This window comes from Desulfobacter sp. UBA2225 (assembly GCF_002348205.1).
Lineage (GTDB): Bacteria > Desulfobacterota > Desulfobacteria > Desulfobacterales > Desulfobacteraceae > Desulfobacter > Desulfobacter postgatei.
On the sequence record NZ_DDYV01000343.1, the window covers coordinates 13,576 to 27,120 of the forward strand.

A 13,545-nucleotide genomic window follows, 5' to 3' on the forward strand; every position below is an offset into this window, starting at 1 on the left:
TGGCCGATGTTATGACCAAGCCCCAGATGGGTGACTTTGCGTTCAAACACTAGTTGCCGGTACGAAGTTTTTCCCAGTACTTCTGATAAATTTCAATGGCCTGTCCCACGTCATTCTGGAATTCGCCTTGTTTAATGATTTCAGAATCAGGAAAGATGGTCCGGCTGCTGCTGATGTTGGAATCGAGCAGGGCAATGGCCGGCTTTACCGGGGTGGGATACCCGTATTCTTCAACACAGGTCTTGGCCACTTCTGGATTCATCATGAAGTTGATAAACGCATGGGCGCCTTTGGGGTTCCTTGCCCCTTGGGGAATGACAAAACTGTCCACCCAGAAGCTTGCGCCTTCTTTGGGGTAAACATACTGGATTGCGGGATTTTCCTCCCGGGCCATCCAGGCTTCACCGTTCCAGATCATCCCGATGCTGACCTCACCTGCCAGAAAGGGCAGCTTCGGGGAGTCGGAGTTGAACAGCAGCACATTGGGCATTAAATCCTTAAGCAGCAGATATGCCTGTTCAATTTCTTTAGGCTCCGTGGTGTTGCCGGAAAACCCCTTAATGCGCAAGGCCATGTGAAACACTTCCCGCAAATCGTCCTGAAGCAGCAGTTTACCTCTAAATTCCGGTTTCCACAGATCCTTCCATGATGTGATCTGTTCTTTGGCAATTTCGTCAGTATTCACGGCAATGCCGGTGGACCCCCACATATAGGGAATGGAGTAGTTGTTGTTTGGATCATATGGCTTGTTCAAAAGTTCCGGATCAAGATTTTTTATATTGGGCAAAAGCGTGTGGTCCAGTTTCATGAGCATGCCCTCCCTGCCCATCTTTGAAACAAAATAGGTTGAGGGAACGGCCACATCATACCCGTCTTTTTTGATCAGCTTGAGTTTGGCATACATGGTCTCATTGCTGTCATAGGTGGTGTAGATTACTTCAATTCCGGTCTTTTGGGTGAACTGTTCAAGCACTGATTCGGGCAGATACTCTGTCCAGTTGTAGACATAAATTTTCTCTGCGGCCTGAACCTGGATTGCGGCAAGCAGCACGACGATAAGGACAATAAGGGGTTTAAATAAAGGTTTCATGGGATTTTTTTTTCCTTCAACATTAATTGACTGACAATGACCAGTGCAAGGGAGAGCATGACCAGAAGGGCGGCAAGCGCATTCACTTCGGGTTTGACTCCCACTTTAACCATTGAAAATATTTTCAACGGCAGTACATCATAACTTGGACCCGTGACAAATGAACTGATGATGACATCATCAAGGGACAAGGTGAAGGCCAGAAGCCAGCTTGAGAAAATTGCCGGCTGCATCATGGGGAGAATCACCCGGGCCAGAATGTTTTTTTCGGATGCGCCCAGATCTCTGGCTGCATCAAGAATGTTGGGATCAAAATTCTGCAGTCTTCCTGTGATGGTCATGATGGTAAAGGGCAGGCAGAAGGTGATGTGGGAAAACAGCAGGGACCAGAAACCCAACCCAATGCCCAGGGTGATGAAAAGAACAAGAAAGGCAATGGCCAGGATAATATCCGGTGCCATCATCAGGGTCATACTTGTGGCCTGGATCACTTTTCGTCCGAAAAACCGGTACCGGTTCAGCCCTATGGCGGCGAGGGCACCAATGATCGTGGAAAGGGTGGCCGCGCATACGGCAATGATCACGGAATGGCGGGCCGCATCCATCAGGGAGTGGTTTTCCAACATGGCCGTGAACCATTTAAAGGTAAATCCGTCCCATCTCATGCCGTATTTATTCAGGTTGAATGCATTGACAATCAGTACGCTGATGGGCAGATAGAGATAGAAAAATATGCCTGAAAAGTAAATAATCCGTAACATGTTCATGCGCCTACTCTCTTCCCCGGCCGAAACGGCGTAACAGCAGTCCATATCCGATCAGCATCACCGTCATGAAAATAATAAGTACAATGCTCGTTGCAGAGCCCAGGGGCCAGTTTCTTGCGTTGAGAAACTGTTGCTGGATCAGGTTGCCCAAAAGCAGTTGGCGCGCACCGCCCAAAAGGGAGGCCACATAAAAAAGTCCCATGGTCGGTACAAATACCATGATGCAGCCTGCCATAATACCGGGCAGGGTAAGGGGGAAAATAACCTTGGTAAATGCATTGACCGCGCCTGCGCCCAGATCCCGTGCGGCTTCAACCAGCTGGAAGTCTAACTTTTCAATGGTCGCATACAAGGGCAGCACCATGAAGGGGAGCATCAGATAAAAAAGTCCTGCCACAACCGCATAATCAGTGTACATGATTTTCAACGGGGTATGAATGAGCCCCAGACTTAAAAGGGCTTTATTGAGTATCCCCTGGGTGCCCAGCACCATGCGCATGGCATAGGTCCTGACAAGGGAGTTGGTCCAGAAGGGAATCATCAGAAGTACAAGGACTGACGTGCGCCATTTCGCCGTCATTCTGGCCGTGTACCAGGCAAAGGGATAACCTAAGGCCAGGCACAGCAGCGTCGTTGCCAGTGCCAGTTTAACGGAACGAATAAAAATAATCATATAGCTGGGATCAATAAGCAGCTGTGAATACGCTTTCAGACTGAAAGAAAAACGAACCAAATCTGCCGGATCCATGGTTAAAAAACTTGTAATGACAAGCAGCAGAAGCGGAATGACGCCGAAAAGGATGAACCATCCTGAGATCAGCACAATGATACTGAACCGGGTTTTGCTACTAATCTTCATCAGGCAAAACAACCTCCCAGCCCTTAACCCAGGAAACATATACCCGTTCGCCTACACTGTAGTCAAAGTCCGGGTCATCCTCATCAAAAAACTCGCAGGTCGTCAACAAAGGACCGTCATCAAGACGCACCAGGGTGTCCAAAGTGGATCCCCGGTAACTGCGTTCAACAATGCTGCCGGCAAAGGTCTTTATCTCCTTTGGTGGATGCTCATAAAGCCTTAAGTCCTCGGGCCGCAGCAGCAGCACCACCTTGTCCCCCGGCTGGAACTGCCGCAGGGTATGGGCCGTAATCTGTCTGCCGAAAATGGAGACCTCCACCTGGTCTGAATCAGAAACTGTGCAAATTTCCCCCGGAAAAAAGTTGATATCGCCGATGAATCTGGCAACATAAAGATTTTCAGGTTCTTCGTAAACCTGGCGGGGGGTGCCAAGCTGGGCAATTTTGCCTTCTTGCATCACTAATATTTTGTCTGACATGGACAAGGCTTCTTCCTGGTCATGGGTGACAAAGATAAAAGCGATGCCAAGCTCTCGTTGCAGTTTTTTCAGTTCTATCTGCATTTCCCGACGCAGCCGTGCATCCAAAGCAGAAAGTGGTTCGTCCAGCAAAAGAATCCTGGGCTGGTTGACAATGGCACGGGCCATGGCCACCCGCTGCTGCTGGCCCCCGGAAAGCTGATGGGGATACCGTGCGGAAAAATCAATCATCTTTACCTGCTCAAGGGCTTGTATCACGCGTGTTTCAAGTTCCCTGCCTTTGATTTTTTTAATTTTCAGGCCAAAGGCAACATTATTGAACACAGTGAGATGGGGAAACAGGGCATAGCTTTGAAATACGGTGTTGACTTTGCGTTTTTCAGCAGGCAGGGAAAGCAGGTTTTTTCCGTCAAGAAGGATGGTGCCGGTGTCCGGTTTCTCAAAACCGGCAATGATACGCAAAAGCGTTGTTTTGCCGCATCCCGAAGGACCAAGAAGGGTAATAAATTCACTTGCTTTTACTTCGAGGTCGAAATCCTGAAGAATAGGCTGGCCGGAAAAAGATTTTCCAAGCCCAGCAATCGAAAGAATCACTTCCACCAGCATCTCCTTTGCTGTATTGGTGTAGAATGTATTTAGTTTACAGCGGCATAGCTGGTTGTGTCTTTAAAGAAGGTAATATCCAAAATATATTATTCTTCATTCTTTTGTCAATTTTAAATACGCAAGAAGCCGGCGTTAGTGCTATGTTAAGAAAATATCAACAATTGTCATAGACACAAGCAACTCAAGTTTTGATGGAAGCCATCCCCCTTTGTGCTGCACTATGATAAAAGCATAAATTAAAAGTTACTGGAACGTTACCATCATAGTTTGAAACAGTAATAGTCTTCTGATATAAGTACTCAACGTAATATTAATTCATTTGGAAAAATGAAGTAACTGAATTGAAAGGATTGGACTTGGAACTGGATAAAATAGAAACGATACAGGGCGATTTAAAATTTAAATCATATTTTTGTCCTCATTGTCGGAAATTTTTGATGAAAGGGGGTGTAAGACGGTTAAAAATGACATGTCCACACTGTCACAAATTTATTGATGCTGATGAGAATGAACTGTTAAGTATGGACAATTCTGCCGGGGAATTAGGGTAGCGCACAATTGAATACAGAATGTGACGAATCCTTTCCAATCTGACGTCTTTCAAAATTGTCGGTCAGCAACACCGGGGGACAAAAAAACAGGGAGGAGTGTTGGCAAAATCAAAAGCTGAGAAGCGCAAACAAAAACGCAAGCAAAAGCAGGTGCAGGTCCGGCTGGCCAAGGCCGGAAAGGCAGCCGCTGATAAAGGCTGGTTTTACTATGAAGAAGCCCTTTATTATGATGAGATCGCTGACCCTTCCCAGGCGCTCAAGTCCATAAAAAACGCAGTCAAGTTGCTTCCCAAAGAAGAGGTGGTGATTCACCTTATGGGGCGGATCGGCCATGAGTTAGGCGACGCGCAGGTGCAGCTGGATGCCATGGACTGCCTTGAGAAAATCGGAAAAATGACGGATTCCATGCGGTATGAACGGGTCATTTTTTTGATAAATTCGGGAAAATACGAGCTTTGCTTGAAAAGCGCTGAAGATCTGCTTCAAAATTTTACACAGCTTAAAATTGACGAAAAGCGTCGAAAAAGGGCCGCCCTCAAAGATATCATGACCTATTGCAAAGATGTAATTGCCCAAGCCCGGGAGCGTGAGGAAACCACCCGGCGAATGGCGGCAAGTTACAAACGGCAGGACGGTTTGGCGGAGGCGGGCGCCAAACACATGACAGATATGGCTGACCCGCCGCCCCCAACACCCGAACCATCAACGGTTCCGCCTGTTGATAGCAAGGCGTCTGAAAAACCGGCATCGGTTCCCGTGACCGTGAACATTGACAAAGATGCGTTTGTAAAGGCCCTTGCCGTAACTGAACCCGCCGGGCCGGACCTGTATGAACTGGCACTGATGAGTCATAAAATCCGGTTTGCAGAATCTTTTGAAACCCTGATCTGCCTGCCGGGACTTACGGAAATCCAATCGTTCTGGTACCAGGAGGAGACCGCCAAAAAAGTACTCAAGCAATTCCGGGGAAGGGCGCTGCTCTCCGATGAAGTGGGATTGGGTAAAACCATTGAGGCGTTAATCATCCTGTCGGAATATTTGCGCCGGGGCATGGTGAAAACCGCGCTGATCCTCACCCCGACCCCTCTGGTCTCCCAGTGGCAGACGGAAATGGCATCCAAATTCAACCTCAATGTGTCGTCAACCGACAGTCCGGAATTCAAATCCGGAGACAATAATTTTTGGGAACAAAAGGTTGTGGTGGCGTCCATCAACCAGGCCAAGTCAAAGAAGAACTGGGATTTGATCACCAGCCGGGAGTATGACATGGTGATTGTTGACGAGGCCCATCATCTAAAAAATAAATCCACCTTGAATTTCAAGTTGGTCAATGCCCTGAAGAAAAAATTTATCCTTTTACTGACAGCCACGCCTGTGGAAAACAACCTCATGGAGTTGTACAATCTGATCACCCTGCTCAAGCCGGGGCAGCTTGAGACGGCCACTTCCTTCAGGGAGCGGTTCATGAAGCGAGGCGACCCCACTGACCCCCAGAACAGGGAAATGCTCAAAAATCTGTTAAGCCAGGTGATGATCCGCAATACCCGGGCCCTGGCAGGGATTCACATTCCGCCCAGGTTTGCCACCACTATCCGCATTGCGCCCACAAAGGACGAGGCCGCTTTTTATGAACGCCTTCAGACCCTTTTGCACCTGCTTAATAATCAGAACAAGGGGCGGTCCAAACTGATGATTAAAAATCTGCTGGCCCAGGCCGGATCATCTCCCAAGGCGGTGGAAGCCACCCTGGAACGGATGATTGACAACGGGTCCTGGCTGCTGGAGACTGAAAAAGAGATTAAAGCGGTTCGAAATCTGTGCCGGACAACGGTGGATACCCCTAAGAACATGGCGTTGCTCAAACTGGTCAAAGCGGACAGTGAAAAGCTTATTGTCTTTGTAAAATACACGGCGACCCTGGAGCATCTGGCTGAATTTCTGGAGTGGAATAATGTCTCCTTTGTTCTTTTCCACGGCGGCATGAGTAATGAGAAAAAGGATGCGGCCATTGAGGCGTTTAAGGAGAATGTCCAGGTGCTGGTCACCACGGAAATTGGTGGGGAGGGACGCAATATCCAGTTTTGTTCCCGGATGGTCAATTACGATCTGCCCTGGAATCCCATGAAAATTGAACAACGAATCGGTCGTATCCACCGCATCGGCCAGGAAAAAGAAGTGCAGATCTATAATTTTTGTGCCCAAGGCTCCATCGAGGATTACATCCTGGATATCCTGGACCGGAAAATCAATATGTTTGAGATGGTCATCGGAGAGATTGACATGATCCTGGGCAGGGTTACAGGGGAAAAAGAGTTTTCGGATATGGTCTGCGACATCTGGGTGGAGTCTCAAACCCCTGAAGAGCGGGACCAATCCTTTGCCAAATTGGGCACAAAACTGAAACGGGCCAAAACAGGATATGTGAAAACAAAGGAACTGGACGGCAAGCTTTTTGGAGACAGCTATGAACTTTGAGGGGCATGAGCAGATTGATGCCATGGATTTTGCCTGCCGGTTTTTTAAAGCCCGGGGAGGGGTTGTGGAAGATCAGGGCCTGACCCGGGATATCCTGCTGCCTGAAGCGGCAGCCCAAACCCTTGGCATGGATGAATTTTTCCGGGTGGGGCCTGAAGCGGTTGCGGCGGAGGATCGGTCAAAGGTCCATGCCGTGCAACTACATACCCCGTTGCTTGACCGGATGCTCACCCTGGCAGGAGAATCCGCTCCCTTTGCCCGGGCCGAACTAAAATTTGATTATATCAAAACCCAGGGGTTTGATCGGCTGATCGAAGACCGGTTTCAATTTCACAAATCCAAGATTCGCGTAATCAAGACCGGAGAGGCAAGAACCCGGTATCTTGTACTGACCTGTCGGTATACTGCCCAAAGTGATGAGATAAAACAAGGCCTTCTGGAGATCTGCGTCAACCTGGATACCGGCGTGGTTATCCCGGACATGGCCCAGGGTCTTTCCCATGTTCAAAAGGACTTCAGCGTCAAAAAAGCCCGGGGGTTAAACGAAAAGGAGATTGAATCGATCCGGACGGTTGTCTCCCGATATGGGCAAGACCTGGTGCAAGAGCGCCTGGCCTCATTTGTGGAGAGCATGAACCGGCGGTTTCAAAGGGATACGGCAAGTCTTGACGCATATTACCAGGCCCTTGAAAAGGAGATGCGGCAAAACCTTAGCAGAAGCGGGCTTTCCCAGGATCTGGTCAGGGAACGGGAAGAAAAAATCGCCATGATTCCAGCCGAACTTGCCGCAAAGAAAAAAGATCTGCTCAATAAATACGGCATCCGTATTGATTTTAAACCGGCGGCAGCCATGTACCTGACCTCTGCCTGTGTGAGGGTGTTTGTCAGGCTTATATCCGGCCGAAATAATGCGGATTTTACGATGATCTACAATCCCGTGACAAAGGATATGGATCCGGTTGCCTGCCAATCCTGCGGTGCCGGTACCTACGATATAGGGTTGTGCCCCAATCTGAACATTAACTGCCTCAACTGTTTGGGGTAGCGCCTCTCTTTTTTGGGTAGTTAATCCAGAATCCTTCGAATGGTTTGTGCAATTTCGGTGGTTGTCACAGGCTTCATGACCACTGCGGCGATGTCGGCGTGCTTAAGAAAATCAGCATTTGCTTGGCTGTTGTGTCCTGTGCAGACAATAACCGGAATATCCGGGCGGATTTTTTTTATTGCGGCGCAAAGTTCAAGGCCGTTTATGTGCGGCATGGTCATATCCGTGATGATCAAATCAAACCGGGAAGGTGATGCCGTGAATGTGGTCAGGGCTTCTTCCGGATCCTGATTGGTTTTTACCGTGTAACCCAGGTTCGTCAACATAGCCTCCAGTATCTGTGTCAGCCCTTTTTCGTCATCCACTATAAGAATGCTTTCTGTCCCTCCGGGTACGGACCCTCTATCAGCGGCTACCTCGTCTGCCGGGGGCATGGGGCTTGCCGGTAAAAGTACAGTGAATACAGTGCCGCATCCCATTTCACTTTTAACGGATATGACACCGCCATGGTTGTGAACAATGCCGTGAACCATGGCCAGTCCCATGCCCGATCCTTTGCCGACCTCCTTGGTGGTGAAGTAGGGATCAAAAATTCTGTCCTGGATGGCCGGATCAATTCCTGTGCCTGTGTCTTCAATGGTGAGCCGGACCGCCTCGGTTGCAGAGAACGCTTCGAGTTCGGGCATCGTTAAATCATGGGCGTCTGCCATTTCCAGGCAAATGGTCAGGGTGCCGCCGCCGGGTTCCATGGCCTGAGCCGCATTGTTGCACAGGTTGATAATGACCTGCTGGATCTGTGTGGGATTGGCATTGATTGTCTGTATCGGTTCATGGTTTTGGTAGAGGATTTCAATGGACGAGGGAATGGATGCCCTTAAAAGCCGGACTGTATCGGTCACCAGTTTGGCTGGATTTAAAGGCTGTTTCCTCTGTTCTCTCTGTCGGCTGAAACTGAGCAGTTGCAGGACAACTTCCTTGGCCCTCAGACAGGCGGTTTCAATCTCATTAATGCGTGACCGGACTCGATTTTCTTGGGGCAGGTCCAGCATTGCCAGTTGGGCGTTTCCCAGAATGATTCCCAAAATATTGTTAAAATCGTGGGCAATGCCGCCTGCCAGTGTGCCGATGGACTCCATTTTGCCGGCCTGAATGAGTTGGCGTTGCAGGGCTTCCCTCTCTTGTTCCGCTTTTTTATGCGCTGTGATGTCGGTTGCCGAACCCACAATGGCAACTGTCCTGCCGTTTTCCACAACCGGGTTTTCACGAATTTCCACGATGACTTTACGTCCTCTATTTCCTATGAGTTCCAGTTCGTATGGGGGCTGGCGATGGCCGGTTCTGATGGCCTTTTCAGTATATTCAAGACCTTTGAGATTGCTGGGATTGTCCGTAACAAATTCAGTCCATCGTTTCATGGCCTCTTGGGGTTCGCATTGCAGAATCTGTCTGCACCGGCGGCTGATATAGGTAATTTTATGGTCAGGGGTATGGGCGTAATACATGTTGGTGCTGTTTTCCAGGATGTTTCGAAGTTTTCTTTCGCTTTCACGCAGGGCTTTTTCCGTGGCAATTCTTTCCCGGGTCTCTTTTGTAAGCCTGTGGCTTCGGAAGAGTATAATAAAGATAATGCCAAGAGAGAACAAAAGAACCAGAAAGATATATCGAAACACATCTTCGGGGTTGACCCCATAGTCGTATTTGACCGACAGCCACTGGTTGCGAATATCACTTTTTTGTCGGGGAGAGATGGCCGCAAGGGCTTTGTTCAGGATTGTGAGAAGTTCCTGGTGGCCCTTGGGGACTGCCATATACAGCTGATAATTGTCATAGGGTGTCGGTGCTGCGATTTTAAGATTTGTCAGTCCGTTTTGATTAATTAAATATGAGGCTGCTGCCAGGTTCTCTATGGTGGCATCTGCCCGTGAAAAGGAGACCGCTTCAAGTCCTTCCAACGGGGATTGCGCATAAAGGGGGGTGAAGTTAATCCCGTCCCTGGAAAGCCATTCTTGTGCAAGGGTTTGAGGTACCATGGCCAGGGTTTTCCCATGAAGGTCTTCAATACCGCTCGTAAAGGGGCTGTTGTCTCGGGTGACGATAACCAGGGGGAACGTCAGATAGGGCACAGAAAAATCAAGATAGGTTTCCCGTTCAGTTGTTTTTGCAATGCAGGGGATCAGGTCAATCTCTCCTTGCTGGACACTTTCCAACACCTCGGTCCAGGGAAGGTCTGCCAGGATGCGTAATTTAAGCCCTAATTGGGCCGCTATCTGGGAGGTGTAATCGGCTGAGATGCCTTTTAATTGATCCTTTTCATAATAGTGAAATGGCGGAAAGGATCGGGGGCCTGCAATGGTGATCGTGGGATGTCTGTCAAGCCAGGTCTTTTCAGCCGGGGTTAACTGAATGCTGGCGGCTGCATTATTCATTGAATTTTGGGCATGGGAATATGCAGTATTAGTGAAGGACAACCCCATAATGAGTGTCGGGATCAATATAACCCCTGTAAAAAAATGGCGAAATTCAAGTTTCAATAATTTATCCATATATATGCTGTCTGTGTTTCTTTCAAAGGCAATCGTCAATTGTTTTAACCTATCATTAGTATGTATCTGAACTGAAGGGGAGCGTCAAATCACTTATTGTGCATCATGACTAAATTGGAAAAGGAAGCGTTGGAAAAAGAGTTGAAAAAAAGAGAGCCTGCCGATACAAAGGATGAGATCGAGCCCACCCAAGGTTTTAGTAACACCAAGGATGATCAGGTGTTTGTGAAAGCGCGGCAGGATGTCGGGGAAAATCTGGTCGCCGGACTCCATCAAAGGCGCCATCAAAAAAGCCAAAGCGGTTTTCCCACCCGGCTGAACAAAAAGATATAATGATGCATTGAAAAATTCGGGCTATAAAAAAGCGTCTAAAATTATGACCTTCAAATAAACTTTAAAAATGAAAAGCGAACCATTGGAGGCTTCATGAAAAAGAAATATATTGTGGTTATGGATGTACCAGGCATTAAAAAGTATGTCTTTGGTACGGATCGCCTGGTGGAAATTCGAGGTGCCAGCGCTCTACTGACAGAACTCAATGAGAATGGAGTGCCAACGTTGTTGAAAGAAACATTGGATGAAGCTCATTTCGACTTGGTTTTTTCCGGTGGGGAGCAGGACAATTCATCATCGAAGCGGAGTTGTCAACCCTTGAGCCTGCCATGAAGGCAGTACAGTCGATGTTCAATCGGGAAAGTAAAGGCGGTTTGAAGGTTCTTTTCGGTATCTCGGAATATGACGAAGACAATTATGCTAAATCATTGGATCGTGCTTTCATTCGATTAAAAAAGATGAAAGATGAAAATCCTCTGATTCCATGTACGCTGTTACACACCGGATTTATTCGTGAATGCGACAGTTGTGCCGGAATGGGATCACAATATAGTCAATATGCCGATGAGATGAAATTGCTTTGTGATGTCTGTGCCACCAAAGTCGAATGGGGCAAAAAGAAGGGGCTTTGGAAACATTTTTCCGACTTTCTCAGGACAAAAGATGTGGATCTCGATCGATTTCAAAGGCCAAAAACGTTTGAAGAGATCGGAGAGTGCAGCAGAGGAAGAAAAGGGTATACGGCACTCATCTATGCAGACGGCAATGCCATGGGAAAATTGATCAAACAAATCAAAAACAAGAACGATTTCCACTTTTTTTCTCAAGTGGTCGATGAGGCCATCACCCAGGCATGCCATGAAGCACTTTATGAAAATTGCCCTCCTGTTAAAGACGTTGTTCCGGTTAAAGGCGTTGTTCCGGCCAATATTTTACTTCTGGGTGGAGATGATCTTCTGGTCTATATGTCGGCAGATCATGCCCTTGAATTTGCCATTGAAGTGTCCCTGAAATTCACTAAAAAAACTCAAATTCGATTTTCCCAAAATCCCTTTTTCAACGACATATTGAACGGTAACGGGTTGACGGTCTCATTGGGGATTGCATATGCTAAAACCCATTCGCCATTTTCCCATATTTTCAGTCAAGCGGAAGAACTGCTGACCTCAGCCAAACAGGCTGGCGCAAAGGATCCCGCTGCACAAGGCTTTTTCTCACCATCCTATATCGTTTTTCATATCACGCCGCAATTTAATCATCTGAAAGTCGGGCACAGCAGAAACAATTTTTTACAAAAAAACGGTAAAAACTTGAAGCTATATCAAAAACCTTACGCCCTTAAAGATGCCCAGTGCCTATTGGCACATGCACGTCGACTTCTGTACGCCAATATTCCCAGAACACGACTCAGACGCCTAGGATACACGCCTTTTGAAGATAAAATGAACGGAACATTGGATTTTTTGAAATTATATACCCGCTCTGAAATTGGAGAGCAGAGAACGGCAATCAGAAATGCCATGGAATACTTCGGTTGTGTGCCGAACATGCCGTGGAAAGAGCCTTCCGGTAACACAACCGATGACAGATGGACCACCACGATGATTACGGACTTGATGGAGATTGCCCAGTTCTGCAACATTTCCACGACAGACCGGGAAGGATGGGATAATGTATCATAACCTAGAATTGACACTGAATATCCAATTTGAGTCTATATGGTATACCGGATCTGGTGAAGCAGACATACTCACGGATCGTCTGCTCCAAAAAGACGCCAGGGGGAGACCTTACTTCCCGGCAAGTACCTTGAAAGGGGTCATACGGGAGTCTTGTGAAAAGCTATCCAGAACGCTGAATTTTCCGGAACCCTCCGATCCTCACAGTATCGACATGAATTTACCTGGTGCGTTTGGCCCATTATGTCATGCACCGTCACCAGTAGATCGTCTGTTTGGTAATAAATTCGAAGAGGGGGGCCTATATTTTCGAAATGCTTATCCCATTGACAATACAGACCATGTAGACCGCTTCACCCATATCCGAAGCCGAGTGAAGATGCACCGTAAACTGGGTACGGTAAAAGAGAAACATCTGTTTACAACGGAATACGCCTTTCCCATGACATTTGAATCAAAACTGTCGGCCAGCCATCGGAATCTGGCCATTTTCGAAGAGACAGATCCGCCGTTTGCATATTGTCTGTTGATTGCCGCCATCAAAATGGTCGATCGTCTTGGAGGGGACAAAAGTACCGGTGCCGGGCATCTGCACCAACCTATTTCCATCACTCAAATGATCTATAACGACACCCCCTTTTCTGCGGATACTTTTCTAAAGGAAAAAGGGGAAGTTTATCTGGACGCTTCGGATTACCAGGAAATGAGGGAATAATGACCACCTATTATCGCATGACGGCAAAACTTCTGTCCCCCTTGATCGTCCAAAAGAAACGTCAGAGCAGCTCTCCTCAAACGCTCAAGTATCTTCCCGGCAGTACATTGAGAGGGGCACTGGCAGCAAGTTATCTGAGAGGAGGAAAAAGCGTTGAAGACGAAGCATTCCGCACGCTTTTTCTGGATAACCCGGTTCACTTCTGTAATCTCTTACCGGGAGCAGCCCCTGATAAATCATCAAAAATTTTACCCTTGACTACGATTTCATGTAAACGAGAGCCCGGATTTGACAAACATGGTGTGTTTGACACGCTGGCTGCCACAGCGGCAAGTCGTATCGGAAACGTACCTCCGGATAAAACACTCTGGAAATGCCCCCATTCGACCTGCGGTGAAGACATG

The 13,545-nt window shown here is 47.8% G+C and carries 11 protein-coding genes and 1 pseudogene; 7 read left to right on the forward strand and 5 right to left on the reverse strand.

Annotation, left to right across the window (positions count from 1 at the left end; translation table 11 throughout):
* Positions 1-49: 49 nt before the first annotated feature.
* From B3D59_RS17870 to potA, 4 genes are read right to left on the reverse strand one after another with little or no spacing between them, the layout of a single operon-like run.
* On the reverse strand, positions 50-1,090 hold the full coding sequence (locus B3D59_RS17870; protein ID WP_286822498.1) for an extracellular solute-binding protein: 1,041 nt from the start codon (positions 1,088-1,090) through the stop codon (positions 50-52).
* Entirely contained in the window at positions 1,087-1,851 is a 765-nt protein-coding gene (gene potC, locus B3D59_RS17875) for a spermidine/putrescine ABC transporter permease PotC (RefSeq protein ID WP_286822499.1), read from the reverse strand. Before potC ends, B3D59_RS17870 begins: the two co-directional genes overlap by 4 nt.
* 10 nt (positions 1,852-1,861) lie before the next feature.
* The gene (gene potB, locus B3D59_RS17880) at positions 1,862-2,716 is read right to left on the reverse strand and encodes a spermidine/putrescine ABC transporter permease PotB (RefSeq protein ID WP_286822500.1); all 855 of its coding nucleotides are present in this window, start codon (positions 2,714-2,716) and stop codon (positions 1,862-1,864) included.
* Entirely contained in the window at positions 2,706-3,794 is a 1,089-nt protein-coding gene (gene potA, locus B3D59_RS17885) for a spermidine/putrescine ABC transporter ATP-binding protein PotA (RefSeq protein ID WP_286822501.1), read from the reverse strand. Before potA ends, potB begins: the two co-directional genes overlap by 11 nt.
* Positions 3,795-4,447: 653 nt before the next feature.
* Here potA and B3D59_RS17890 point away from each other — a divergent pair.
* Together B3D59_RS17890 and B3D59_RS17895 are read left to right on the forward strand one after the other, a co-directional pair.
* Complete coding sequence (locus B3D59_RS17890) at positions 4,448-6,826, forward strand: DEAD/DEAH box helicase (protein WP_286822502.1); 2,379 nt, start codon at positions 4,448-4,450, stop codon at positions 6,824-6,826.
* Positions 6,816-7,871 carry a hypothetical protein gene (locus tag B3D59_RS17895; protein ID WP_286822503.1) on the forward strand — a complete coding sequence of 352 codons (1,056 nt, stop codon included), beginning with the start codon at positions 6,816-6,818 and terminating at the stop codon, positions 7,869-7,871. The genes B3D59_RS17890 and B3D59_RS17895 overlap by 11 nt, the downstream gene beginning before the upstream one ends.
* A gap of 20 nt (positions 7,872-7,891) precedes the next feature.
* Here B3D59_RS17895 and B3D59_RS17900 read toward each other — a convergent pair whose 3' ends face one another.
* A complete protein-coding gene (locus B3D59_RS17900; protein ID WP_286822504.1) occupies positions 7,892-10,402 on the reverse strand; it encodes a transporter substrate-binding domain-containing protein in 2,511 nt (836 codons plus the stop codon).
* Between the two features lie 117 nt (positions 10,403-10,519).
* Between B3D59_RS17900 and B3D59_RS17905 the strand changes: the two genes are divergently transcribed.
* From B3D59_RS17905 to B3D59_RS17925, 5 genes and pseudogenes are all read left to right on the forward strand, one after another.
* Positions 10,520-10,747 carry a hypothetical protein gene (locus B3D59_RS17905; protein ID WP_286822505.1) on the forward strand — a complete coding sequence of 76 codons (228 nt, stop codon included), beginning with the start codon at positions 10,520-10,522 and terminating at the stop codon, positions 10,745-10,747.
* Positions 10,748-10,840: 93 nt separating this feature from the next.
* The gene (locus tag B3D59_RS17910) at positions 10,841-11,080 is read left to right on the forward strand and encodes a hypothetical protein (RefSeq protein ID WP_286822506.1); all 240 of its coding nucleotides are present in this window, start codon (positions 10,841-10,843) and stop codon (positions 11,078-11,080) included.
* The gene (locus B3D59_RS17915; RefSeq protein ID WP_286822507.1) at positions 11,077-12,429 is read left to right on the forward strand and encodes a Cas10/Cmr2 second palm domain-containing protein; all 1,353 of its coding nucleotides are present in this window, start codon (positions 11,077-11,079) and stop codon (positions 12,427-12,429) included. The genes B3D59_RS17910 and B3D59_RS17915 overlap by 4 nt, the downstream gene beginning before the upstream one ends.
* Positions 12,419-13,141: an RAMP superfamily CRISPR-associated protein gene (locus B3D59_RS17920; protein WP_286822509.1), complete on the forward strand. Its 723-nt coding sequence runs from the start codon at positions 12,419-12,421 to the stop codon at positions 13,139-13,141. Before B3D59_RS17915 ends, B3D59_RS17920 begins: the two co-directional genes overlap by 11 nt.
* A pseudogene (locus B3D59_RS17925) lies at positions 13,141-13,545 on the forward strand (CRISPR-associated RAMP protein Csx10); the annotation flags it as partial. The gene B3D59_RS17920 and the pseudogene B3D59_RS17925, both read left to right, overlap by 1 nt.

Bases quoted from the DNA above. Each gene is read 5' to 3' on its own strand.
- B3D59_RS17870 (WP_286822498.1), bottom strand. From the start codon at position 1,090: ATGAAACCTTTATTTAAACCCCTTATTGTCCTTATCGTCGTGCTGCTT.
- potC (WP_286822499.1), bottom strand. From the start codon at position 1,851: ATGTTACGGATTATTTACTTTTCAGGCATATTTTTCTATCTCTATCTG.
- potB (WP_286822500.1), bottom strand. From the start codon at position 2,716: ATGAAGATTAGTAGCAAAACCCGGTTCAGTATCATTGTGCTGATCTCA.
- B3D59_RS17895 (WP_286822503.1), top strand. From the start codon at position 6,816: ATGAACTTTGAGGGGCATGAGCAGATTGATGCCATGGATTTTGCCTGC.
- B3D59_RS17905 (WP_286822505.1), top strand. From the start codon at position 10,520: ATGACTAAATTGGAAAAGGAAGCGTTGGAAAAAGAGTTGAAAAAAAGA.
- B3D59_RS17910 (WP_286822506.1), top strand. From the start codon at position 10,841: ATGAAAAAGAAATATATTGTGGTTATGGATGTACCAGGCATTAAAAAG.
- B3D59_RS17915 (WP_286822507.1), top strand. From the start codon at position 11,077: ATGAAGGCAGTACAGTCGATGTTCAATCGGGAAAGTAAAGGCGGTTTG.
- B3D59_RS17920 (WP_286822509.1), top strand. From the start codon at position 12,419: ATGTATCATAACCTAGAATTGACACTGAATATCCAATTTGAGTCTATA.